This is a genomic window from Pseudomonas sp. Marseille-Q1929, from assembly GCF_017316265.1.
GTDB lineage: Bacteria > Pseudomonadota > Gammaproteobacteria > Pseudomonadales > Pseudomonadaceae > Aquipseudomonas.
On record NZ_JAFLWU010000023.1, the window covers coordinates 43757 to 67324 of the forward strand.

The 23568-nt window shown below is 55.8% G+C and carries 29 protein-coding genes; 5 read left to right on the forward strand and 24 right to left on the reverse strand.

Annotated features, from left to right (window positions below):
- Positions 1-309 precede the first annotated feature (309 nt).
- On the forward strand, positions 310-684 hold the full coding sequence (gene sdhC / locus J1G37_RS21620) for a succinate dehydrogenase, cytochrome b556 subunit (protein WP_005005993.1): 375 nt from the start codon (positions 310-312) through the stop codon (positions 682-684).
- Positions 685-1544: 860 nt separating this feature from the next.
- Here sdhC and J1G37_RS21625 read toward each other — a convergent pair.
- The 5 genes from J1G37_RS21625 to J1G37_RS21645 all read right to left on the reverse strand — a co-directional run bounded on the left by J1G37_RS21625 (position 1545) and on the right by J1G37_RS21645 (position 4397).
- The gene (locus J1G37_RS21625; RefSeq protein ID WP_003464988.1) at positions 1545-1811 is read right to left on the reverse strand and encodes a hypothetical protein; all 267 of its coding nucleotides are present in this window, start codon (positions 1809-1811) and stop codon (positions 1545-1547) included.
- 169 nt (positions 1812-1980) lie between these two features.
- A complete protein-coding gene (locus J1G37_RS21630) occupies positions 1981-2262 on the reverse strand; it encodes a DUF427 domain-containing protein (protein WP_003464986.1) in 282 nt (93 codons plus the stop codon).
- A 67-nt stretch (positions 2263-2329) separates the two neighbouring features.
- Positions 2330-2602, reverse strand: a complete 273-nt coding sequence (grxC, locus tag J1G37_RS21635; protein ID WP_005005995.1) for a glutaredoxin 3 — start codon at positions 2600-2602, stop codon at positions 2330-2332.
- A 453-nt stretch (positions 2603-3055) separates the two neighbouring features.
- Positions 3056-3802, reverse strand: a complete 747-nt coding sequence (locus J1G37_RS21640) for a ferredoxin reductase (RefSeq protein ID WP_002118292.1) — start codon at positions 3800-3802, stop codon at positions 3056-3058.
- Positions 3795-4397, reverse strand: coding sequence for a sulfite oxidase-like oxidoreductase (locus tag J1G37_RS21645; RefSeq protein WP_003464980.1), 603 nt, complete (start codon positions 4395-4397; stop codon positions 3795-3797). The genes J1G37_RS21640 and J1G37_RS21645 overlap by 8 nt, the downstream gene beginning before the upstream one ends.
- A 467-nt stretch (positions 4398-4864) precedes the next feature.
- Here J1G37_RS21645 and J1G37_RS21650 point away from each other — a divergent pair, with 467 nt between their 5' ends.
- Complete coding sequence (locus J1G37_RS21650) at positions 4865-5335, forward strand: hypothetical protein (protein ID WP_003464979.1); 471 nt, start codon at positions 4865-4867, stop codon at positions 5333-5335.
- Between the two features lie 325 nt (positions 5336-5660).
- On the opposite strand, the gene J1G37_RS21655 is transcribed toward J1G37_RS21650, so the two are convergent.
- From J1G37_RS21655 to J1G37_RS21665, 3 genes are all read right to left on the reverse strand, one after another.
- Entirely contained in the window at positions 5661-5954 is a 294-nt protein-coding gene (locus J1G37_RS21655; protein ID WP_010591688.1) for a DUF1330 domain-containing protein, read from the reverse strand.
- A gap of 58 nt (positions 5955-6012) precedes the next feature.
- A complete protein-coding gene (locus J1G37_RS21660) occupies positions 6013-6444 on the reverse strand; it encodes a heme-binding protein (protein WP_005006001.1) in 432 nt (143 codons plus the stop codon).
- Between the two features lie 72 nt (positions 6445-6516).
- The gene (locus tag J1G37_RS21665) at positions 6517-7530 is read right to left on the reverse strand and encodes a zinc-binding alcohol dehydrogenase family protein (RefSeq protein WP_002118279.1); all 1014 of its coding nucleotides are present in this window, start codon (positions 7528-7530) and stop codon (positions 6517-6519) included.
- A 75-nt stretch (positions 7531-7605) separates the two neighbouring features.
- On the opposite strand from J1G37_RS21665, the gene J1G37_RS21670 reads away from it, so the two are divergent.
- Entirely contained in the window at positions 7606-7773 is a 168-nt protein-coding gene (locus J1G37_RS21670) for a hypothetical protein (RefSeq protein ID WP_016487060.1), read from the forward strand.
- A 204-nt stretch (positions 7774-7977) separates the two neighbouring features.
- Here J1G37_RS21670 and J1G37_RS21675 read toward each other — a convergent pair whose 3' ends face one another.
- From J1G37_RS21675 to J1G37_RS21750, 16 genes are all read right to left on the reverse strand, one after another.
- Positions 7978-8946, reverse strand: a complete 969-nt coding sequence (locus J1G37_RS21675) for a magnesium and cobalt transport protein CorA (RefSeq protein ID WP_003464971.1) — start codon at positions 8944-8946, stop codon at positions 7978-7980.
- Positions 8943-9647, reverse strand: a complete 705-nt coding sequence (locus J1G37_RS21680; RefSeq protein ID WP_207045309.1) for a glutathione S-transferase N-terminal domain-containing protein — start codon at positions 9645-9647, stop codon at positions 8943-8945. The genes J1G37_RS21675 and J1G37_RS21680 overlap by 4 nt, the downstream gene beginning before the upstream one ends.
- A 140-nt stretch (positions 9648-9787) precedes the next feature.
- On the reverse strand, positions 9788-10327 hold the full coding sequence (gene msrA / locus J1G37_RS21685) for a peptide-methionine (S)-S-oxide reductase MsrA (protein WP_003464967.1): 540 nt from the start codon (positions 10325-10327) through the stop codon (positions 9788-9790).
- A gap of 1 nt (position 10328) precedes the next feature.
- A complete protein-coding gene (gene msrB, locus J1G37_RS21690) occupies positions 10329-10772 on the reverse strand; it encodes a peptide-methionine (R)-S-oxide reductase MsrB (RefSeq protein ID WP_003464965.1) in 444 nt (147 codons plus the stop codon).
- A 282-nt stretch (positions 10773-11054) separates the two neighbouring features.
- Positions 11055-12176, reverse strand: coding sequence for an ISAs1-like element ISPa60 family transposase (locus J1G37_RS21695; RefSeq protein ID WP_010455375.1), 1122 nt, complete (start codon positions 12174-12176; stop codon positions 11055-11057).
- A gap of 354 nt (positions 12177-12530) precedes the next feature.
- The gene (gene istB / locus J1G37_RS21700) at positions 12531-13334 is read right to left on the reverse strand and encodes an IS21-like element ISPst3 family helper ATPase IstB (protein WP_010454871.1); all 804 of its coding nucleotides are present in this window, start codon (positions 13332-13334) and stop codon (positions 12531-12533) included.
- Positions 13327-14826, reverse strand: a complete 1500-nt coding sequence (istA, locus tag J1G37_RS21705; RefSeq protein WP_024012635.1) for an IS21-like element ISPst3 family transposase — start codon at positions 14824-14826, stop codon at positions 13327-13329. Before istA ends, istB begins: the two co-directional genes overlap by 8 nt.
- Before the next feature lie 523 nt (positions 14827-15349).
- Positions 15350-15847: a hypothetical protein gene (locus J1G37_RS21710; protein WP_106116948.1), complete on the reverse strand. Its 498-nt coding sequence runs from the start codon at positions 15845-15847 to the stop codon at positions 15350-15352.
- A gap of 11 nt (positions 15848-15858) precedes the next feature.
- The gene (locus J1G37_RS21715) at positions 15859-16119 is read right to left on the reverse strand and encodes a hypothetical protein (RefSeq protein ID WP_106116947.1); all 261 of its coding nucleotides are present in this window, start codon (positions 16117-16119) and stop codon (positions 15859-15861) included.
- Positions 16120-16146: 27 nt separating this feature from the next.
- Positions 16147-16593, reverse strand: a complete 447-nt coding sequence (locus J1G37_RS29065; RefSeq protein ID WP_106116946.1) for a hypothetical protein — start codon at positions 16591-16593, stop codon at positions 16147-16149.
- 14 nt (positions 16594-16607) lie between these two features.
- Complete coding sequence (locus J1G37_RS21725) at positions 16608-17030, reverse strand: hypothetical protein (RefSeq protein WP_106116945.1); 423 nt, start codon at positions 17028-17030, stop codon at positions 16608-16610.
- Positions 17031-17289: 259 nt separating this feature from the next.
- The gene (locus tag J1G37_RS21730; protein ID WP_106116943.1) at positions 17290-17583 is read right to left on the reverse strand and encodes a hypothetical protein; all 294 of its coding nucleotides are present in this window, start codon (positions 17581-17583) and stop codon (positions 17290-17292) included.
- 148 nt (positions 17584-17731) lie between these two features.
- The gene (locus tag J1G37_RS21735) at positions 17732-18277 is read right to left on the reverse strand and encodes a hypothetical protein (RefSeq protein WP_106116942.1); all 546 of its coding nucleotides are present in this window, start codon (positions 18275-18277) and stop codon (positions 17732-17734) included.
- 4 nt (positions 18278-18281) lie between these two features.
- Positions 18282-18527, reverse strand: a complete 246-nt coding sequence (locus tag J1G37_RS21740) for a hypothetical protein (RefSeq protein WP_146133232.1) — start codon at positions 18525-18527, stop codon at positions 18282-18284.
- 20 nt (positions 18528-18547) lie between these two features.
- Complete coding sequence (locus tag J1G37_RS21745) at positions 18548-19057, reverse strand: hypothetical protein (RefSeq protein ID WP_004666776.1); 510 nt, start codon at positions 19055-19057, stop codon at positions 18548-18550.
- 35 nt (positions 19058-19092) lie between these two features.
- Complete coding sequence (locus tag J1G37_RS21750) at positions 19093-22122, reverse strand: LPD7 domain-containing protein (protein ID WP_207045311.1); 3030 nt, start codon at positions 22120-22122, stop codon at positions 19093-19095.
- A 214-nt stretch (positions 22123-22336) separates the two neighbouring features.
- On the opposite strand from J1G37_RS21750, the gene J1G37_RS21755 reads away from it, so the two are divergent.
- Together J1G37_RS21755 and J1G37_RS21760 are read left to right on the forward strand one after the other, a co-directional pair.
- Positions 22337-22870, forward strand: coding sequence for a hypothetical protein (locus J1G37_RS21755; RefSeq protein ID WP_004666778.1), 534 nt, complete (start codon positions 22337-22339; stop codon positions 22868-22870).
- Positions 22857-23555 (forward strand): hypothetical protein, encoded by a 699-nt coding sequence (locus tag J1G37_RS21760; RefSeq protein ID WP_200648564.1) that lies wholly within the window; start codon positions 22857-22859, stop codon positions 23553-23555. Before J1G37_RS21755 ends, J1G37_RS21760 begins: the two co-directional genes overlap by 14 nt.
- The last annotated feature ends 13 nt before the right edge of the window (positions 23556-23568 follow it).

Genomic DNA, 23568 nt, shown 5'->3' on the forward strand with positions numbered 1-23568 from the left:
GGGCAGATAGCTGTTGCAGCAAGCCTATCAATCGACTTTGACGTGTTAAAGAGGATAGGTTTTCCAGGGTTGGGGAACAGCATGCCCTGCAGAACGACACACGTCACTTTTGTTAAATTAATAAGCTAGCTACCTATTGGGCATAACCTTGCAATTTGCTTCAATTTACGCACATGCACTTGCGACCTCAAAATGCAACGTAAGCCCCGAATATCTCCATTATTGTCGCCGCCAGCCTTAGTTACAGCTGCTATGATGAATGAGATCGAAAACTGAAATCCCCCACTAGAATTGTTGACTGGAGTCAAAATGAATAAAAAGCGGCCGGTTAATCTTGATATTCGAACCATTCAGCTTCCTCTCACGGCGCTTACATCGATTCTGCACCGGATTTCAGGAATTATGCTCTTTATTTTTCTGGGACTGATACTGTATATGCTGAGCAAATCGTTGGAGTCAGAAAAGGGTTTTAATGAAGTCAAGGAGATTTTTTCTTCACCTTTCGGCAAAGTTAGTTTCTGGTTGGTATACTCTTCATTTATTTATCATCTCGTAGCCGGAATTCGACACCTAGTTATGGATGTGGGTGTTGGTCATACTTTGAAAGGCAGCAATCGCGCCTCTACTATTGTTTTAGTAGTGTCGGGTGTTTTAATGGTTGCTGGCGCCGTATGGATTTGGTAGCTGTGGAGTCGTAATGCGTATTTACAAGGACTAAAAGCGTCCTTTAAAGCTAACTTACGAAAGTATTTATAATCGACGGTTCACGCTTAAACGGTTGAATCCTTTCGGGCTTCCGAATAGCTGTTAGCTGAAAGCTATCATGAGCTAAGTTTTCTGTGCATCATCAAATGTGTTAATGGGAGCGCCATAGTACTAGGTACAAATATGGCTCTAGGACAATGTTAGATGTTTTGGATTTTGAGGCGGATCGCTCTTATCGAAGATCGTCTAATTCGCTCTGAAGCGCAGGTTTTTTGAAACTATCACCTGGTTGGCACACTGTGCGAATCAACATCAGATATGAGAAAGCCAATCAGGTGAACACTACCCTCGAGGGCTCATCTGTCCAGTTAAAGCCTCGAGTCTTTCTGGGTGCGCAAAAGACAAGAAGGTTATATGGGAAAATTATGAGGCCTGGATACCATGCGTCATGGGCGTGCCGATGCTGTGAGTGACAGAGCGAGAAGCAAGTGAAAGTCCCTGAAGTAGGGGCGGGATGCGCCCGAGTGGCATTTTTTGTCTTAAGGTAGATCGCGTAGCTGTTCTTCAGAATAATCTTCAGAGCGTTGACGACAGCCATCGCTGTGCATTCCTCAAGAATAGAATGTGTCGGAAGGGTGGCGTCATTGGTGTTAGTCATCGCTTAGGATTTCTCAATCTGGCTTACACGGGCGCCTGTACCGATATCCCCGCGGATGGCGACGTATCGATGTTGAATTCCTCGCCAGACGAAGTGCAATGAGCTGCGGCTATAGGCTTGCGCAGCCTTAGATAGCCGGCCGTCGCAGGCGCGCCGGTTGGCCGGGATCTTCTTCTGCCCGTCAGGTGTCCGGTCGGAACTCCAGCACGAACGCTACGACCTTTTCGGCGGACATTTCGCACGGCTTCAACAATGTCCTATCTGATGTAACGCGGAAGAGGTTGAAGCTGACAATGTCAGTCCCGTCCAACTCCCTGGCGAACAGACTGTTGCGACGTCCGTCCCCAGATCGCCGGACGATCAAGCTGAAACGCCGGCCTTCATAAGTCCCTTCTCTGTATCCCTCCGCAAGCTTCGCGAAAGCGGCATCGAACTCGGAATGCTCCATGTCATCCATCCTTATTGATAGAACAGAGGCGCGGCGGGTGCGAGACCGCCAGTGCCGGGTCGCGCTAAGGTGCCGGGCAGATTCCTGCAGCCGACGAGGCCCGGGGTGGGCAGGATAATTGAGATGTCGGCGCCCGCATGGCTATCAGCGAAGTCGTCCGTCCAGTCTGCTAGGCAACGTCCACGCCTTTCCAGAAAGCGATGTAATCCCGGATACCCTCGGCATCCGGAGTGGGGGCGGGATAGGTCCAAGCGGCGTTCACGTTGAGCGCGTCACCCGCGCGAACATGAAAGAAGCGCGCGGCGCCTTTGATCGGACAGACAGATGTGTGCGGGCTCATCTCAAGCAGGCTCAGGTCGACTCCTGACGGTGGGAAGTAGTGATTTCCCTCGACGATGACTGTTTCGTCGCTTGTGGCGATAGTAGTGTCTTTCCAGATGGCTGAGACCAACGGACTCTCCTTTTGTATTCATCAACCGGCGAAGGCTCGCGGGCTGGCTGCCCCAAGCCGCACCTCCTCAGGTGGCAGGCGGGTTGCGCCCGAGAAGTTTGTCGAGCTCGCCTCTGACATCGAGCGCGAATAGCTCATCGGAGCCACCGATAAGGGTGCCATTGATGAAGATCTGCGGCACGGAGCTTCGCCCCGACGCTTCCGCCATGGCCTGCCGGTGAGCCGGATCCGCCTCAATATCGAGCTCCTTCCATCGCACGCCCTTTTCCTTGAGGAGCGCCTTCGCTCGGCGGCAGAACGGGCACCAATTCGTGGTGTACAGCAATACATCAGTTGTCATATTGCATCTCCGGCAGTTGCACGCGGATCGCTGTCATGGCGTTGATCTCCAATTCGCGGCGTTCAAAGATGGCGACTGCACCTTGGCCGACATCGGAGCAGATGCTGACGATTGGCCGCTATCCAGGCGACATGGCCCAAAGTGCTTTCACCGCCAGGCAGAGGCCGCACGCGCCTCCTGTAGCGCCGAGCCGATGCTCTAAGGTAACCGAGCCTCGATTGGGACGGAAGCGGTCCCGCTCGAATCGCCCATCATGCTGGTCGAGCATATCAGGACGACGGATAGTGCAGGAACTTTCAAATTGAGCTTGATGTCGAGCCAGGTATCGCGAGCGAAGGCGTTCTAGAGGCCGGGGGGTACGAAGACTGTGTTCGGCAAAACGGTTCACGTTGATCGCCAAAGCTTCCCAGGGCGCACGTCTACGATCGGCGCGACGTGAGATAGCTCGCGCCGCTAGCCCCCGTAGCGCTCCGTCTTGATGATGGAGGCGTCCAAGCCCGCCAGCAGCGCGCTATCGGTTGCGATGTTGACGAATCCGTTAGACCCGCAGACGAACACTTGCGTCGGCTTTCCCTGAAGCCTGGTTAGAATTTCTTGGACCATCATGCCGTCGATCCGTCGCGCAAAGTCCGATGCGCGAACCGGTTTCTCGCGCGTAATCGCGAGCGCCAGGACGAACGCCGGATCGCTGATTTCGATGCAATGAAGTTCTTCTGAGAAGAGAACGTCCTCGGCGGTTCGTGCGGACAGGAGCAACGCTGTCGGAACGGCTTGGGCCAATGCGCGGCGCTGCCGGATCATTGCCATCAACGGCACGAGGCCGGAGCCTCCCCCGATCAACAGAACCGGATCTATGGCAGGCTCAGGCCAAAGGAAATGGCCACCGAGCGGACCGCGAACTTCGATTTCGTCACCAATCGCCGCGATGTCGTGAAAAAACGGCGAAACTTCGGCATCCGGCATGCGCTCGATAGCTATCTCGACGATCGGGGTCGAAACTGCCGATGACGCGATCGAGTAGCTGCGCATTGCACTGTAGCCGTCGGGCGCGGTCAGCCGGATATCGACGTGCTGACCTGCGGTGTGCGCGAACGGCTTGCTCAACCGAAGGAAGAAGCTCTTGATACTCGGTGTTTGCTGGATGATGTCGTCGATCACGCATGATTGCCACGAACGGACTTGCGCTTCGTTTTCAGTCATGGGTGTATCGTTGTTCGCGCCACGGATCGCCGTAGATGTGATAGCCGTGCAGCTCCCAAAAGCCGGCCTCGTCACGCGTCGTGAATTGCAGCGCATTCACCCATTTGGCGGATTTCCAGAAGTAAAGGTGCGGCACTAGAAGACGCGCCGGCCCCCCATGATCGCGGGAAAGTGGCTTGCCCGCATAACTGAGGGCGACCATCGCTTTCCCGGAAAGCAGATCCGTCAGAGGGACGTTTGTCGAATAATTATCGTAGCAGTGCGCCAAGACGAAATCGGTAGGCCGATCAAGCTCTGCATCTGCAAGGATGTCTTCAATGAGTACACCCTCCCAAACGGTATCCAGTTTGGACCAAGAGGTGACGCAGTGAATATCCTTTGTCACCTGGGTCTTTGGTAGAGTGTTGAATTCGCCCCAATTCCACGTTTTGACGGGCTTCGGACCAATTTTGACTGTGAATTTCCAGTCGGAGGGCTCTACCCTCGGCGTAGGGCCGGCCGACAGAACAGGGAAATCCTCCACCAGATGCTGACCTGGCGGAATCCGATCGGACTGGTCGCCTGAACCGCGACCGGTGAAACCTCTGGTGACCATAGTGACCCCTCTTGCTCGATACGGCAGACCGAAGCCGGCCTTCATTTCAGTACTCTGCGTAAAGCATTTGCCCGCACATCCGCCGAATAAGCCAATCGACTAAAAATCAGATACAGATGCTCTATCATCGTAAAAAATCGCGTATCGAACATAGCGTCAGGCCAGCATGATTCCCAATACCCAATGGCTATAGGGTAGATAACCCCAAGGCTGCGTACGCTGATCTGCGGTATGCGGAGCGGAAGTTGCAGGTTCGCTCTCAAACGGATGGGCAGCGTGCAAAGCTCAAGGCTCACCAGCGCATGGTTGCCCAGTTCGCGCTCGCCGGCAGCTTGAGTATATTAAGGACGAAATGTCGATCTGATCTATTCTGGCTTCAGGAAATAGGGAAAATAAGGTCGGACGTTCGCGCACCGTCGCGACGCGCGATCATCCACTAAGCTTCTGTATCGGGGTTGGAGGATCAGATGAACGAGATCGAACGACAAGCGCCTGAGCTGCGGGTGCAAAAATGGATTGGCAAAGATGGGGAAAGTATCGCGCCGTTCAAACTGTCAGATATCGGGCCCGGCCCGAAAATCTTGTTTGCCTTCCAGCATTGGTGCCAAGGTTGCCATTTGCATGGGTTTCCGACGCTACAAAAGTTGCATGCAGCGTTGAGCTCAAAAGACGTGGGGTTCGCAGTGATCCAGACCGTCTTCGAAGGAACGCATGAGAATACCTTCGAGAAGTTGCGCGTGAACCAGCTCAAGTATGAGCTTCCTATCGTTTTCGGTCACGACGAGCAACCGACCGGCTCGCCGTTTCCAACCTTCATGGAAGACTACCGCACACGAGGAACTCCGTGGTTTACGGTTATCGACGCTGGCGGTAGCATTGTTTTCTCGGACTTCCATCTCGACGCGGAGCGACTAGTGAAGCAACTTGAGCAAGGTTAATCGTTGGAAGGTGGGCAATCATCCTGATTGCCACCCATCCCCTGATGCCCACTACAGGCGTTGCGCGCTGTAACTCTGTTGATCAGCGTGCGAAAACCCGGATCCGGATAGGAGGAGCGTCAACGATTGAATCAATCCGTTGGGAGAGGGCGGCTCCGCTCCGTCAGCTCGGCAATAGATAACCCATTCTCGCCGAGCAACTCTCTGATCCGATCGACGATATGAGCCCCTAGCGCCGCTGTCTTGGTCCCCCCCACAGATTCCCAAGATGCGAGTTCACACGCCGATACCTCGTGGTCAGCGCCGAAGTGCTTCTGTCGGTATGTCACCGCCGCCCTTCAATGATAAAGGCGCGGTAACGGGAACCGGCAAAGCGTTGAGCAGCGATGGTTTGGTAGGCGGGACTGTCATACCAGTCGCGAGCGGCCTGCATCGTCGGGAAACGCAAGATTACGGCCCCTTCGATGGGCGGCCCCTCCAAATGCTGGATCGCGCCATAAGCGGCGAGAAAGGTAACGTCGTGACCATCGAACGATGGTCCGACGCCTGCAGAATAGGTTGCGAGTGCATGTGGGTCGCTGGTTTCTTCCCGCGTAAAGACGACGAACGCTTCCATCATTAGGCCTCTCAAAGGTTGGATCTGTTGGCCATTACCACCGGTGATGGCCTCACAGTCGTCAGGCTGGCAACTGGAACCCGATTTTCATGAGTGCCTCGACGCACGCATCCTGATCCTGCTGATAGTTGCCTCCGGAGATGCCTATGCCGCCGATCAACTTCCCATCCTCCAGAATCGGATAACCGCCGCCGACAGCGACCATCCGAGGGCGATAGGCTAGCGGCGCCACTTTTGGATCGTTGGTCACATAGTCGTTCCAGACATGGGTCGGGAACCCAAACGAGGCGGAACTCCAGGCCTTGTCGATGGCAACATCGACGGTAAGGAACGGCGCATCGTCGGTGCGCTCGAACGCGCGCAGGTTACCGGTGGCGTCGACGACGGCGACGGCAGCCGGGATGCCGATGGCACGGGCCGCAGCGAGCGCCGCGTCGATGAGGGCGACTGCGGTTTCGCGGTTGATCGAGGCGGTGGCAATAGATTTGGTCATGGGATTCTCATCGCTGGGGCATAACCCGTTCGGCTTTTTGAGGTTGGACAAGATGTTTGGCGATCGCGGTCGTTAGAAGCCTTCGAGGACGATCTTGCCTTTAGCCGCGCCACTTTCGATCAGTGCATGCACCGTCTTCAGATTGGCGGCATTGATCGGCGACAGTCGCCGGGTCAGCGTCGTGCGGATTTTGCCGTCGTCAACCAGCGCTGCCATCGCATCCAGAATCTCGCCCTGCTCATTCATGTCGGGCGTGCCGTAGATCGACCGCGTGAACATCAGCTCGTGGTGGATCGACACCGCCTTGCGCTTGAAAACCATGATATCGAATGCCTTGGGATCGTCGATCAGTCCGAACCGTCCTTGTGGGGCGATCAGTTCGGCGATGTCGGCGACATGTTGCTCGGTATGTGTGGTCGAAAAGACGAAAGCGGGAGCACCGATGCCGAGTTCGGCGATCTGTGGCGCGAGCGGACGAGAATGGTCGATGACGTGGTGAGCTCCAAGCCCTCTTACCCACTCTTGGGTTTCCGGTCGAGAGGCTGTGGCGATGACGGTGAGGTCCGTGCGCTGTCGCGCGATCTGGACGGCGATCGACCCAACCCCGCCCGCGCCACCGATGATGAGGATCGCCTCCGCCGCACCGGGTACGGGCTTCGCCACGTCCAGGCGGTCGAACATCGCCTCCCAGGCCGTCAACGTCGTCAGCGGCAGCGCCGCCGCTTCCGCCCAGGAGAGCGACGCAGGTTTGTGACCGACAATCCGGGCGTCGACGAGATGGAACTCCGCATTGGTACCGGGCCGTGTGATCGATCCGGCATAATAGACCTCGTCGCCTAACTCGAACTGCGTGACGTCGGGGCCGACCTCGCGCACAATCCCGGCGGCATCCCATCCCAGCACCTTCCAATCGCCATCTGCCGGCGGCGTGCTGTTGCGGACCTTGTAGTCGACCGGGTTGACCGAGACGGCCTTCACCTCAACCAGGATATCGTATCCTGCAGCGACAGGCCGAGGCAGATTGATGTCGACCAGCGCGGCATCCGCGGCGATGGGTCCCGGAACCTTGTAACCAATGGCTTTCATAAATGTCTCCAGCTTGCTTGATCGGATGACGCGAATGCTCGTTAGTCAACTTCTTCTACATTGAGGTCCCGACTCTTGAACTGGGTCGCGGTAGCAGATTTCATCGAACACGTCGATCAACAGGCCCTTATGCTCGGTCGCCGGATCGGTGATCGCGTAGAGGGTGGAGGCGTTATCGCCATCATCACCGCTTCCGAGGCGAAACGCCGCGTCGACGCAGATGCCGCACGGACCGATGGTTGATCCTGGCTCGAGATCGACGAGATTGCTGTCCTTGACGCGCTATTCGCGGTCTTAGCCCTTGGCGATGAAGGACTGAACTGCTTGTAGAGCGTCGGTCAGCTGCTATGTCATGGACGCACCTTCATCTTGAGTTGGATTGGACAAGCTTCCGTATAAGGCCCGCTGTAACCGTCAGATGACGGCGAAGAAAACGATGGGCAGTATTCACAGCCACTTAGCCTTCTTGAAGCGCACAAATAGGAAAACGCACGATATCGCTATCACTCCGAGCACGACAAAGTATCCGTAGGCCGTGTCCAGCTCCGGCATGTGCTTAAAGTTCATGCCGTATATTCCAGCGATCGCCGTCGGGACTGCCAGTATTGCCGCCCAAGCCGCCAGCTGGCGGGTGATCACCCCCGTCCTTTGCGCTTCAAGAAGGCTGCTGGCCTCAAAGACCGTGGACAGGACAAGCAGGAGGCCGTCGACCATGGACTGCACGCGGTGGACATGGTCCGCGACGTCGTGGAAATATGGTGTCATTTCGGCGCTGATGCAGGGAAAGTGGCCGCGAACGAGCTTTCGCACCAGCTCGGCCATAGCCCCGAGCGTGCGCTGGAACCGCGTGAGTTCGGACCTTAGTTCGAAGATTCGCGCCACCTCTTCTGGCCCGAGGAAATCGTGCAGCGACCGTCGCTCCATCGCCAGGACGTCGTCCTCGATCATTTCGAAGATGGGCAGATACTGGTCGACCACGCGATGCAAGATCGCGTGCAGCACATAGTCGACACCCTTGCCGAACTGCGTCGGCGATGCCTCGAGTTGCTCCCGAAGTTTGCCCAGCGCTCCGGCATTGCCGTGCCGCACGGTGATAAGGTGATTGTGACCGGTGAAGATCGCCATCTTGCCGTAGCTGATCCGGTCGCCGACCAGCTCGGCGGTCTGCGCGACGACGTACAACTCATCGTTGTAGACCTCGAGCTTGGGCGGGCACAGCGGGTGCATCGCGTTGTCGATCGCCAACGGATGAAGATTATATGTCCTTTGGATCGCGAGTAGTTCCTCGGGGGTGGGTTCGCTAAGCGCGATCCAGCAGAAGCCCGAGCGACTCTCGCCCAACTTGACGTGCTCATCGAGCGCGATTTCGCGAACTCGCTTGCCTTCGTTGTAATAATAGGCGGCGATGATGCTCATGCTGGCCTCGCGGGAATGTGGAGGCCACGCTGGACGGCCGGTCGAGCCAGCCCGCGTCCAAGCCATGCGCGGACGTTCGAAAAGCTGCTGAGGCCAAGGATGTCACCCGCAGCGTAGAATTCCACCAGCGCATTCACCCAGCCGAGCGTCGCGATGTCCGCGATCGAATAGTCGTCGACGATCCAGTCGCGGCCTTCCAGCCGGCGATCCAGAATCCCCAGCAGACGCGTGGATTCGTCGATAAAGCGCTGTTGCGGCCGCTTGTCCTCATAGTCCTTGCCGCCAAATCGCAGGAAGAAGCCGAGCTGACCGAACATCGGCCCGATGGCCGACATCTGAAAGAACACCCACGCTAGGGTCTCGTAACGCTGGCCTGGTTCGGTGGAGATGAACTGACCCGTCTTGTCGGCCAGATAGAGGAGGATCGCACCGGATTCCCATAAGACGATGGGTCTACCGTCAGGGCCAGCCGGATCGATGATCGCCGGTATGCGTCCGTTCGGGTTCAGCGACACGAACGCCGGATCCTTCGACTCGTTGTTCGAGATGTCGATCAGGTGGGGCTCGTACGCCAGGCCAGTCTCCTCAAGCATGATCGAGACCTTGACGCCATTGGGCGTAGGGGCTGCGTAGAGTTGCAGGCGATCGGGATGAGATGCCGGCCAGCGCTGCGTGATCGGAAAGGACGAGAGGTCTGGCATAAATCTGCGATCCTGGTGTTGCGATGGCGACTGACTGGAACGAGCCGTCACTCTGAAGTAGGGTTCGATGACCGCGTCGCTGAACGACGCGGTCACGAAGATTGCGGACCGGATCGGCGCAGTGGCAACGGCAGTGAAGCCTATTCCGCCGCGGTCCCGGCCGCTGGCTGTACGTCGTCAACCTTTTGGCGCTTCGGAAGCACCCAGCCGGGACGGACGAAGTGGCAGGTGTAGCCGCCCGGGCGCTTCTCCAGATAATCCTGGTGATCGGGCTCGGCCTCCCAGAACTCGCCGACCGGCTGGACCTCGGTCACCACTTTGCCATCCCACAGCCCCGAGGCATCCACATCGGCGATCGTATCCTCGGCGACGCGCTTCTGCTCCTCGTCGACATAATAGATGCCCGACCGGTAGGAGAGCCCACGATCATTGCCCTGGCGGTTCAGCGTCGTCGGATCGTGGATCTGGAAGAAGAATTCCAGGATGTTCCGGTAGCTCGTCACTGTCGGGTCGAAGACAATCTCGATCCCCTCGGCATGCGTGCCGTGATTACGATACGTGGCGTTCGGAATATCGCCGCCCGTGTAACCCACACGGGTCGAGATGATGCCGGGCCGCTTGCGGATCAGATCCTGCATGCCCCAGAAACATCCTCCTGCGAGAACAGCGCGCTGATGCATGTTAAGCCTCCTCTACTTGATCGAGATATTCACCGTATCCCTCGGACTCCATCTCGTCGCGCGGGATGAAGCGAAGGGACGCTGAGTTGATGCAGTACCGCAGACCGCCGCGGTCGGAAGGACCATCGGGGAACACATGGCCGAGATGACTGTCTGCGTGTACTGACCTGACCTCCGTCCGGACCATGCCGTGTGCGCTGTCCCGCACCTCGTTCACGTTTGCCGAAACGATCGGCTTGGTGAAGCTGGGCCAGCCAGTACCCGAATCGAACTTGTCCGTCGAAGCGAACAGTGGCTCTCCCGACACTATGTCGACGTAGATGCCAGGCTCCTTGTTGTCGTTGTACTCGCCCGTGAAGGGCCTTTCGGTGCCCGCCTCCTGGGTAATTCGGTGTTGCTCGGGAGTCAGGTGGTCGATTGCTGTCTGTGACTTTTCAAACTTCATTACAGTCTCCAATACTTATCTAGAGGGCCAGGCACGCTACCGCTAATTTTTTATGTCTCCTGATTTGCTCCTACAATGGTAGTGGGATGGCAAACGAGGTTTTACTAAGTGTTGGAAAATTAGAGATTTAAATTTCGCGTCTATTAGTTCTAGCGCAACTGAGTGGTTAAGCAAGTACGTAATCAGTAAATATTAAAAAAATAACACAAAAGCACGATTATATAATACAGTGTCAGTGTTTTATGATAATCAACAACGCCTGTCAAGGCAATCGCATGAAGCTCACCTGAGACCTAATAGTTCAGCCCGATAATCATCAGAGGTTGCAGCAATCAGCCTTCGTGCCTTGATGCCACCCTTGCGCTTGACCGGATCCAACCGGATCAAATTCAATGTAAGTTGCTTGAGAACGGCCATGTTGTGGGCAGCATGCCCGGTTCGGATCCGCATCTGATCGTCACCAAAAATGACATCCATGCACCAGTGGACGCGGTTCTCCACGCCCCAGTGCGCCCTGATGGCATGTGCGATGCGCTCTGCATCCGGAGCAAGACTGCTGATGTAGTAACGGCGCTCCAGGCTGGTCTGGTTGCCCACAGTCCGCTCGGACTCCAGCATCACGAAAGTGCGCAGTCCTGGCCAGCGTTCTGGCTGTGGCAGGCACTGGAGTTGGTCGAAAACATGGCAGCGACGAACCTCCAGCCGGCCATGGTCCTTCTCGACATGCTCGAAGTGCGCATGGGGTACCCGGGCAGGATCGCCGTCCAAAAAGGTGTCAGCGAAGTCATCGATCGCTTCGGCCAGCTTCGGCTGGTTTCCCTTGATGGCCAGCAGATAGTGCGCCCCGCGATCGAGAATGGCCTGTGCAATGTCCGGCTGGGTACCCATGGCATCGATCGTCACGGTGCAGCCCTCAAGCGCCAGTGTGGCCAGCAGCTCAGGAATGGCGGTCTTCTCGTTGGACTTCTGGGAGGTCGCCCTCTGCCCGAGAATCAGCCCTGAATCAGCCGCAAAAGCGCTGACCAGGTGCAACGGGGCCGTGTTTTTCTTGCCGGAGCGGCGACTGGTCTTGCCGTCTAGGGCAACCACTTGCGGAGAAAGGGCCGGTAGGATCGCCGCAACCCAACAGCGGAAGGCCTGCTCGAACTCCTCTGGATCGATCAGGCTGAATAGCCGTCCAAAGGTGTCGTGTGAGGGAATGCCGTGGGGTAGTTTCAGAATACGGCGGAACCAGTCCAGCCGCTGCTCAGCCCAGAGTTCGATTTCGATGAAGGTGTCAGCGCCGGCAAGCACGCCGCAGATAGCCACGACCAGTGTTTCGACCAGGTCGTGACGAATCTTGCCCTGCTGACGGGGATCATTGATGGCGACCAGAACATCGGAGATTGGTATGTGATGCGACATTGCAGGGCATCCTGAGTAGAGAGGCGCTCAGGATGCCCGCTGGGAAAGGACTCATTCAAATCGGCAGGCGTTCATGCGATTGCCCTGCAACGCCTGTTTAGATGCTGGTAGATGCGAATTTTTTGGCGTACAGTCAAAATTTTCTGATGGTTGCTTAGTGTGTTGGCGCTGATGGAAAATTGACCCACCCTGCCGATTGAAATTTGACCCAGGGCGGATTGCTGATTTTGTTACCAGCAACTGTGGATAAGTCTACCAGCGCAGCTGCTGTTGCCCCCACTCCTTCGCTAGCCCAGTTCAGTTGTTTAAGACCTGCCACACGCAGCCATGTAGCAGGCCGTCGTCGCCATGAAATCAGAACGGCTCATCGTCCTCCGGTTCCTGGCCGCCCTTACGCTTTCGCTCCCGTGATTTGATCTTGGCCTGGGCCGCCAAGCTACTGTGTTGCAGGCGATAGGACTCGTTACCGGTTTCGACGATGTGGCAGTGGTGGGTCAGCCGATCCAGCAGGGCGGTGGTCATCTTGGCGTCGCCGAACACGCTCGACCATTCGGCGAAGCTCAGGTTGGTGGTGATCACCACGCTGGTGTGTTCGTACAGCTTGGATAGCAGGTGAAACAGCAACGCACCGCCGGCCTGGCTGAAGGGCAGATAACCCAGTTCGTCGAGGATGACCAGATCCATGCGCAGCAGAGCTTGGGCGATCCGCCCGGCTTTGCCGTCGTGCTTTTCGCGCTCCAGCAGATTGACCAGATCGACCGTGGAGTAGAAGCGCACGCGCTTGCCGTGCCGGGTGATGCCGGACACGGCCAGCGCAGTGGCCAGGTGGGTTTTACCGGTGCCAGGCCCACCGATCAGCACCACGTTCTGCGCGGTGTCGGTAAAGGCCAGACTGGCCAGTTCGCTGATCAAACGAGCGTCTGCGCTGGAGGCGCTGAAGTCGAAGCCGGCCAGGTCGCGGTGCATCGGCAGCTTGGCCATGTTCATCTGGTGGCTCACCGAGCGCATGGCGCGATCTGTGTGCTCTTGTTCCAGCAGGTGTTCGAGCAGCCACTTGGACGAGGCTGTGTTCGACTCACCCTGCGCAGTCAACTCCGCCCAGGCCGTGGCCATGCCGTGCAGGCGCAGCTCCTTGAGTTCCGCCATCAAATCACGCATGACCGATCTCCTCGGTCTGGCCACGCAGGCGGTCGTAGCGCGCCGTGTTAGCGACGGGGGCTTCCTTGAGCGACAAGTGGGTTTCGACGCTGGGTGGTGGTTCGGTCGCGGCCAGGCGCGCCACGACATTGAGGATGTGTTCGGCGCTCAGGCTGCCGCTTTCCAGTACCAGCTCAACAGCCACCAGCACCGCATCGAGCCCGGCGACCGGTACGGCAGCCAGAACTTGCGCCATGATCCGGTCACCGCCGGCATGACGCCCCAGACCGTGCTTAAGCTGACGCAGCGGCGCCGGCAGATCAGCAAAGGGCGCGCCGTTGCGCAGCGCACCGGGCTTGCGTTCGATCAGCGGGAGGTAGTGCTGCCAGTCATAGCTGACCTGGTCGCGATCCAGCAAGCGGACATGGCTGGCGATCAGCGCGTCGTCAGCCACCACCTCGATTCGCGTCGGATACAAACGGCTGCTGACCCACTTACCCGCATACTCACACGGCACCGAGTAGCGGTTGCGCCCGACGCTGACCAGGCAGGTGCTGGAGACCCGCGCAGGCCGCTCGACGTAACCGTCGAATGGCGCTGGCACAGGCATCAGTTCAGCGCGCTCCAACTCCAGCACTTCGGCCACACTCAGCCCGCTGTATTGAGGGTGCGTCAGCTCGTTCCAAAGCGCGCGGCAGCGCTGGCCCAGCCAGGCATTGAGTTCCTCGAAGGAGTGAAACTGGCAGTCCTGGGCGTCTAGCCAGATACGCCTGCGGCTGTCTTGCACGTTCTTTTCAACGATGCCCTTTTCCCAACCAGCGGCGACGTTGCAGAAGTCCGGATCGAACAGGTAATGCGCGCACATCACCGCAAAGCGCGCATTCACCGCCCGGCCTTTGCCCTTATTGACCTTGTCGACGGCGGTCTTCATGTTGTCGTAGATGCCCCGGCGCGGCACGCCGCCCAAGGAGCCGAACGAGCGTGTATGGGCGTCAAATAACATCTCATGGCCCTGGCTCGGATACGCCACAAGCCAGAACGCACGGCTGGCACACAGCTTCAGATGTGCCACCTGCATACGCCGGTAAATGCCGCCGACCAGCAAGCCTTCCTCGCTCCAGTCAAACTGAAACGCCTCGCCAAGAGCAAAGGTCAGCGGCACAAAGGCCTGCGACGCCTTGCCCTGTCCCCCTCGCCAGGCACGGATAAACGCGGTGAGCTGGCTGTAGCCACCGTCATAACCTTCGGCTTTGATTTGCGCCAACAGCGCCTTGGCACTGCGCCGCTGTTGCTTGGGCCGCAGCGAATCGGCTTTTAGCGCCTGCTCCAGCGTGGCGTGAAAAGGGCTGAGTTTGTTGAAGATCGCGCGGCGTTGGTAGACCGGCGGCTTGGCCTCAGGTGCTCTGACCCACTTGCGAATCGTGTTGCGCGCCAACCCGGTGCGCTTGGCTATCTCATGCAGCGACAGCTTGTCGCGGAAATACATCCGGCGAATTTTGCCCATCATTTCCATACTGATCACCCTGTGTTCTCCTGCTCAAAAATTGAGCAGAAGCAGTTGAACACCTGGGTCAGTTTTCAGTCGGCAGAACAGCCTCTACTGGGTCAGTTTTCGGTCAGCGGCAACAAACCTGGTATATCGAACCGACGACAAATTCAGCCTGCCAGGCTTCATCAGCCGCATTGATAATTTCCTGGACCGGTTTGAAGCTTGGCGAGCTGACGCTGAAAACTCCCGGATTGGAGAGAGGGATGAGCTGGCCAAGGCCAAGATAGAAAAGGGGAAACCATTCCAGCAGCAAAGTCGCCTGGAAAACCTGAGGGATGACTCGCGTGATGTGATGACAGAGCTCAAGCTGATGCAAGCTGACGACAACTATGTTTCGACGTGGACGCCAAAGTCGACAGTGCTGCAGGGCAACGCTGCACCAGAAGCGAAGAAGATGCGCGCATAAAGAAAAAACCCCGTTACCAATAGGTGCGGGGTTTATTCTGGAAGGCAGCACGGAGACACGTAATCGCTCCTCTCCTACTGACTACATATCCTGGTAAGGGGCCAGGGTGCGAGAATGTTGGTCGAAGTTGCCAGTGGCCCGTATCACGTCACGGCACCGTTCAGCTAAGTCCGTCCGCGCCTCGGACAGATTGTATCGACTGATAACATCAGGGTCTAAGCAGACCTGCACAGTTCCCGCTTGGTCTACCAGCGCATCGATGGCCTCACGCAACACCGTCAATTTTGACTGGATTAGTTCGATTTCCTTTTGCTCCTCGCTGTTTGGTACGACGCGGGAAGCTGCCATCGCAGCTTCAGCCTCAGCTGTGTAAGCCAAGCTACGGGCCTCTGCTTCGAACACACGCTCACCCTCCCTCATAGCCTGTTCTGCATCCAAGCACATCAGATCCGTTTCTTGACCATTCACTGATGCGATCCAATGGCCAGCGGCGCTAAAATCACCTTCCACAGCAAGCCCAAATTCATCTGGAGTACCAACGAAAATTGCTGGGTTAGTCGAGTGCTTAATGATGGTCATGTTCGTTCCCTTTAACTTTTCTGCTGGTACCCGGTATAGCCCTTTGGCGGCAGAATTAGGTGGCGGGCATCCACACCGTTCGCTTCCCGCTCGCGACCATACATTTCAACGTATGCAGCTTCTTTAAGCCGCTCCGCGAACTCTACAATTTCGTGCAATTGATCGAGGGTCGCTGTGCCCATGTTGTTGGCCAGCTCAATCGAATTGGCGTCCAGCTCCTGAACAGCTTGCTCCAGGTGATGGGTCAGGTCGTACTTTTCAACATCGCTCATCAGTGGTGCCCTCCTGGGCTAATTCCCTTAACTCTTTGCTGCTGAATCTTGGGCGGCTGTAAGGAGATTGTCGCACCATAAATCCAACCCCCCGGCACGGTGTACAATCGTCCCGTCGTCGATCCGCAGCCAGTGTTCGCGCAACACCCGATAGCGGTTTGCCTCTCGGCGCATCACGTCCAGCTCGTTGTCTGCTGCTTCAATCAAATCAACTGCGACGGACCTTGCTGTCCCTTGTACTTCTCCCCGATGCCGGGTTTCATGGTCCGCCTTATTCAGACCGTCTCGCAGGCAATGCGCCTGGTTTTTGTAAACCTGAGAACGATCCAGAACCTGGCTACCAGCGTCCGTGACCTGCCAAAAGCAATCACCGGCAAACACTTGGTCGACCAACAGCTCAAGAATTCGGTGGTCGTCAATCTGCACACTGAAAGTCAGCTCGAAGCCTTCTACTTTATCTTGGTCAACGCTCATGGCACTTTTTTCCCTTAACCTTTGACGTGCTCGAAAAAGCCCTCGGCTTCAAGCTCCTTGTACTGCTGCTCAAGCATCCAGCCACGGACTTGCTCTGCCGACAATCTGTCTGGCGAAACTTGCATTTCCTTTGCCGCAGCATCACGGCTAGCTTCAATTTCGGCTTCTTCTGCGAGAGCGATCACTACCTCATCTTCCTCCGTTCGGCTTCGACCAACGGCAATCCGCGTGAAGTCGTACAGATAAGAGCAGTGGCGGCAGAACAGCAGAGCTACCTTCGCATTTTCAACCTCGACCTCTGCCATTTCACCGCGAAGCCCATACCATGTTTCTTTGGCTACGGTAACGGTCATGGTCGATTGGCCGTCAGTGATCCAAGCATCGCACCGAGAACAATTCGTAATGACGTGCTTGATCGGTGTAATGGTTGCAGACATGGCTTTTTCCTTCCTATGTCCTGTTGGCTAAGTTGCTAATTAATGACATCACGCAACCCATGACCATCCCGCCGGTGAGACAAACCACCAAAAGCGAAAACAGACCAATCGACCTGGGCGCGTCTAGAAAAACAAATGGGGTAAGAAGACCAATCGCGAAACCAGCTGCAAACGGCCAAACATTGTGTTTCCTCTGATCGTTTTCGGCCTGATTTTCAGTTTTCAAAACGTCTTCCTCATTAACCTTTTGCATGATCTATTACTTCAAACGCAGTGCATCAGGCGGGGGGAGGTCGCGATATAGCTGACCATTGCTTAGTTGCAGCGTGACGCAATCTGGCACCATCGTTACGATGATGCCAGGGCCGTCGAGCTGGCCCTCGGGAATGTCCCAACCCTCAATGGTGCTGGGCGTAAGCTCATACAGTTCATCCGTCTTCAAGTCGCGCAGAACCCACGATTTGTTACCGGTCATTCCTTTATTGCTGACAACGTGAAGCTCGGTTCGCAAACCCTGGGGAAGCTGCGGCAACTGCTCGGTTTTATCACTCATTGGGTTGATCCTTTGTTAGACGCGAAACCCGCATCCTGATACCGCCAAACGCCCTTTCGGGCCATGCGATGATGATGCTTTTCTCGATGGCTCTGCGAGCAACTAAATCCATGGTATTTCCTCTCATTGGTGGCAGCGGATTTCTCTATTACCAAAAAGGAGACATGGCCACGGACTCGCGACGATCAAGTGCAGCTCCGTGCTTGTCATGGAAAGTTCGGTACGCATCGATGTTCGTTTCGCAAAATCGCTCCAGCGCTTCAGGATCCAGGCGCGGGCTGTAGACGTGCGGCGGCTCCTGATCAGCATCTAAGAACTGTAGAGTGCCGTCCTCAAACTCGTGTAGCCAAGCAACTGTCAGCAGAGTCTCAACCTCTGTGGTGAATGGCCAATCCCGGGCCCCGTTAGGGTCGAATGTAAGTGCTTCAAAAAACTTGATTGCCTTCAGTGCACGATCACTAAGCGGGCCTGAGGCGGGAGCTGATACCAAAACGGTTTTCCCGTCCGGGTAAACTTCGAACTGGGCGTTGCAGTCCTCACAGTCTTCGGGCCTTAACGGCAGGTCGTCTTCACGAACGACACTGATCTGCGTGGCCACCGTAGCTGCGCAGTTTGGACAAGCCACGTCCATGGTGTGCCCAGCAGGCCACGAGTGTTTTATTAGCAGATCGGCAGTGGTCTGAGGTCGGTTCATGAATCTACTCCGCTGTCCGCTCGTCATCCGGGAACTGAGCGGACAACCAACGAGCCAAATTCATAGCTTCGGTTTGCCACCGCTGACTCAGCTCCTCCACGAGCGGAAGGTTGTTGTCATCGTTGCATGCCAGAGCTTCATTGCGTGCAATCCGATATTGCTCAATATCGAGCATGACTTTAGGTGGGAGAGCCAAGATCAGTCCCCCAGCTTCTAACTGCTTGTTTGCCAATTCCTCGATCTGTTTCATGATGGCCACCTCCATGGCTATTACTTCCAGATGTCATTCCAAAACGCAGAGTCCGTTGAGCCGGAGCTTCTGGTGTTTTGCACGGATGGACCGCTGATATTCGTGTCACCGCTGCTGATCACAGTGCCCATTCCCGTGTCGTTGACACCGGTTTGGTTGATCGTGTCAGTCACGGCACCGTTCACTTGAGTCATGACACCATTGATTTCACCGTTGACCTGGGAAACTACCCCGCGTACTTGCGAGCTAGCGATTGAGCACACCTTGTCTTTGATCATCTGCCAGATTGCCGAGAGATCAGGGAAGCTAGTCGTGCCGAATATGCCGGTGATACCACCAATGCATTTTCCCAAGATATCGGATGAGGTTTTCTCAGCTGTTTCGTTAGAGTCCGCCGCTGACTGGTCACGAGACAGACCTGCTTCGCCACCGCGCATTGCCGCTTCACCGCTGCGGCAAGTGGCTGCTTGTACGCCGATGGAGGAACACATAAGAAGCACAACCAGTAGCGTGCGAGTGAGTGGTTTCATTACAGGTCCTCTCGTAACCAGGAAGCGGGCGAGCATTAAGCTCGTACTCGTTTTTTAGTGGATGGTACCGGGGCTGTAGCGTCGCTTACGGGTCCAGCGGCCGGCACTTCATCTTTTGGGGTAGCGGCTGCTTTCTCGCGCTCCTTGCGAGGCTCAAGAAAGCCCAACTTTTGGTGGAGCGACTCGTCGACGTGTTTTGTCTCCCTTGCCTTCACAATGGTACCTCCGACGTTAAACAGGACCTCGTCAAAGTGAACCTCTTTACCGTCGCCACGGCGGTTTACGGCATTGCCGTGGCCGATTTGGTTCCATTTTGAATCATCATCAGTGCCTGATTTGCTTGGCTCTGAAAGCGTGATGAAGTTTGGCTTGATTTCTCCGGTTGATGGGTCTGGATGGCGTTCGTTCATGAACGCAAGCACCTGGTGCTTAATCCCATCGACCTTCACAAAACCCTGCAGGTAGTCGCCTTTACCCTGGTAAAGCAGGACCGTTGTGTCGAAGGAGTCATCAGCGAGCTTGGTAACACCCCGAAGGATGAGTTTGGGTTCTTTCTCTGCATTGGAATCGGACTGTGCCATATCGGCCTCCTCTGGATTGAGTTCAATCACACCATCTGCGCTTGGGAACAAGCTCGCCGCGCCGCGCCCGCGCAACTCGTTGTTGTCACCACTGACAAAACCATTCGATTCATCGTTTTGCGAAGCCGTTAAAGCCTGCTTCGCAAGCCACTCAACCTCATCGACAGGCGCAGGCATTTGACGGCCAGCCTTGTCGAACCAGATGATTTGATCGACCCTTGGCTCAGGCCCAAGGACCTGGAGATCCGCCTCCATTTCCTCCAAAGATCTGCCCCACGATTCAATGGCCACTCGCTGCACGTCCCACCAGGAATGGGCCTCAACAGGAATCAGGTTGGCCGCGTATTGCAGATCTCGCTCTGAAAAGGGAATGCCAGATTTTTCAGTCAAGCCTGCAGGACCAGCGGCGTGTTGAGGGAGGCTTTCAGGCGCAACCGACAAGTCTGTAGCGGGGGACTGGGCAAAACGGCTCAGGTCGATTTCAGCTGGTTCACCGTTGTGGGTGAAGTACAGCGGCGAAGCTGAATTCAGCGAGTGATCCACTAATTCATTGGATGGCTGGCCATCTTCTTCCAGAGATGGTGGCTGCTGGACGTAGCGGGTCAAATCAATCTCGGCAGACTGGCCGTTATGTAAGAAATGCAACGGCTCATCAGTGAGCGGCGGCTCACCGCTAGTGGTGGAATTTTCGTCTATTGCTGAGGGCTGTGGAGTCGGTTCACCCACTTCGACAAAGCCACCACTCGCAGCTTGTTGATTGCTTTGAGCTTCAACGGTCTGACGGTGGCTTTCCAGTGACGCGAGGTATTGGCGATCGTACGCATCGATAGCGTCGATAACGGCGTCAATATCGCCTTTCGCCATGGCATCCTGAATGTGCGCTTCGGAGTCGATCACGGCTAATGGGATCGGACCATATTTGCTCTCAGCGTCAGCGAGCATTTCCTTTGCAACTGCGTACCCTTCAGAATCAGCAAGCTGCTTTTGGAAATGGTTGTTGTATCGTCCGAATTCGGCTTCAAACGAAGCCATGAAGGCCGCTCTATAGGTTTGCTGAGCCATCAGCCTTTCGACTGTGGCAAAGCCTTCAGCAGTGGTTTCGACACCATTAAGCAGAAGAACAGCATGATCCTCACCACGCATCGCAAGCATTTTCGGATGTGTTTCAAATGCTTCGACAGGCACGCCCATATCATTCAGCCACTTGGCATCATGAGCCTTAATTGCGGATTCGCCTGGCTCAAGTGGGGCAGGTGGGGTCACATCAGCGGGTGCCTTTGCAGTCACTTCAATGCCCCACTCATTGCGGTGGGTCTTACGTTCCTCGTATCTAAGGACTTGCCCTGCTTTGTCCCGGACAGGCACCTCAATGGTTACGTCCTTGCGACCGAGGTTAGTCAGCTCGACTTGATCGCCGCGACCTACGCCGAGTTCTTCGATTACTCGCTCCAGATCCACACCCCAAGTGGTCCTGGATTCACCGTCAGAGTTTTTGAGGGTGACGTAGAAACTGCGGCTATTTGACATATCGAACTGGTAAGGCGCGGAGCCAAACTCCAGTAGCTCACCTTTGTAGTGGTTCACTGGCTCAGCTGCAGTCGCAACCGGGATAGTGGCATCGGCTGCGGAATTGGGATTTGCCGAAGCTGATGGTCGGGGTTGAGACGGCTGATTCTGAGTGGCGGCTGGATCAGGTGCCGGCGCATTATCCTGTCCGGGAGCTGAGTCCCCTACAGGCGGCAACCCCATCATCTCCCGGCGCAAAGCTTCTTGTGCTGGATTCTTGAGCTCCACCTGCACATCGTGCTTGATCATCACCTCAAGAGCCCGACGTTTGAACTCGTCCGATCCGGTCAACTCGATAGACCCGCCAAATTTTTGCTTTGCCATGTGTAGCGCCGCAAGAATGGCCAGTTCGTCATCTTGGGCCTTCGCCTCCATGAGGATCTGTTGCCCGTGATCGACGAAAATCGGCTGTTCCTTCAAAAGGTAGAGGACGCTTCCGTCTGCACGCTCCCGGTAAGTGATGTCCTTGAGCAGCTCACTGAGAATCACACTCGGATCGGTTTTTGCCGGTTCGGCTCCTGGCGCGCTTGCGTTGCTGAAGCCATTAATCGTTTCAGCTACCTCAGAACGCGAAATTATTTGGTCATAGACCTCTTGGTGCAGTTCCTTTAGCAATTTTGCATATGTATCGTATGCAAAAACATTACGATGTAATGCGGTGACAGCATTTTCTGCGGAATTAGGTTCTACTGAACGCCAGGACGTGATGTCAGCAACGACCCAGTGCCGCAGTAGGGTATCTGGGACTGTGGAGCTTTCACCGTCAGCTTGGCTACTCTGAAGCCAAGCCTGATACGCCTCGGCACGATGCCGAATGGCGCCATCCGGAGAGGATTCCATCGCCGTTTGTGGCGAGCTGTGTTTTTCGTACACAGCTTGGCGAAACTCTTGCAGTAAAGCTTCTGATTCAACGCTCATGGGCGCTCCTGCCTCTGTGGAGGTGGTGGGGAGTCCTTTGCCCGTTACTCCGCAAGCTAAGCGTGAAGTTGCGAGCTTCACATTGACCGCTTTCGGGCTGGACCGTGGCTGCTTAAATTTCGTATTATGTATATTATTCAAAATAGCACGGATTTGGAAGAACCGTGTACAGAGGCCGAGGCAGGCGCTTTACAGCTTCATTTGAGGGGAGCAAATGTCTATCGACACTGATGAGATTCACCCGATCTGTGGGACAGATTTGGAGAGATGGCGAATCGAAAATGGTCTGACCAAGGTTGCGGCAGCGGATGCCTTTGGTCTGCAGAAGGCCAAATGGGAGGAATTGACGAATCCTGAGCAGTCAGCAGAGCAAATCAGTGATCCAGTGATTGCAATGCTGCTGCATCTGTACCGTCAACACCCTGCATCGTCGCCTGTTCAGCCACCGCTGGACATCAGGGAGTTTTATGAGTTTTTAGGGTTACAGGATTCCCCCCAAGATCGAGACGCCTTCGCGACTCTGATTGGAAGATCCCCACCCTCGGTTTATCGTCTAATGTTGCATGATGGCAAGCCAGGTAGGCCGGTGATGCGATGGATCGAAGCGCTCAAGAGACTTGCGCTTACTCCTAAGCAATGCAAACGCTTGATGCAGGATGTAGCGAGCAACGTAGGAGATCGCCAGAAGGTTGAAAAGGTCTTGATTCAGGGTTGGTCAAAACAAGGTGGCATAGGTGAGCACGACTGATAAGCCAGACTCACATATTATTGAGTTATCGAGCGTATATTTTTATTCCGGGCCAGCCCCGAGGGCAATTGCCCTCAAGGATTGCGGCGTGCCGACTGACGCACCGATTTCGGGTGCATTTCCAGCACTGTACGGTTATCAAAGCAAGCAAGATGGCTTTATGGCTGCACGTGCGTACGCGGACAAAAACAGACTCCAGTTCACCGTTGTGGATTTTTTGGTTGAACTGGATCAAAAACAGAACCCCAACATGATGCGTCCTGACGATATTCCAAACCACGATTTTATATCGTTTGCGAGAATGTCCAGGAGCATGATGGATGACCTACAGGCGGTGCTACACGAACGCCTGGCCAAAGAAGGGATCACACCAAGTAAGCTGGAACTGGCTAAGCCTCATTTGCTTTTGCAGCAAAGACCGGATCTGGTGTCATCGCTCATTGAGGCCCCGGGCTGGGATCATATGAAAGTGATCGCTTATCCAGCAAAATTAACAATCAGCGAAAAGCCACTGACAGTGGGGATCGTCCCCCATTCTCACTGGGATTCGATCAAGGAGGCTTCATGCCGGCTGAATCCTGGTATCCGCATTACCTTGGAACCGCCGAATCCAAGCCAAGTGGATTCAGCCACCTCCGCAGTAGCCTCACCATCCCTGAAAGATAGGGGACCGAGGAGCCGGTGAATCACTGCCAGGC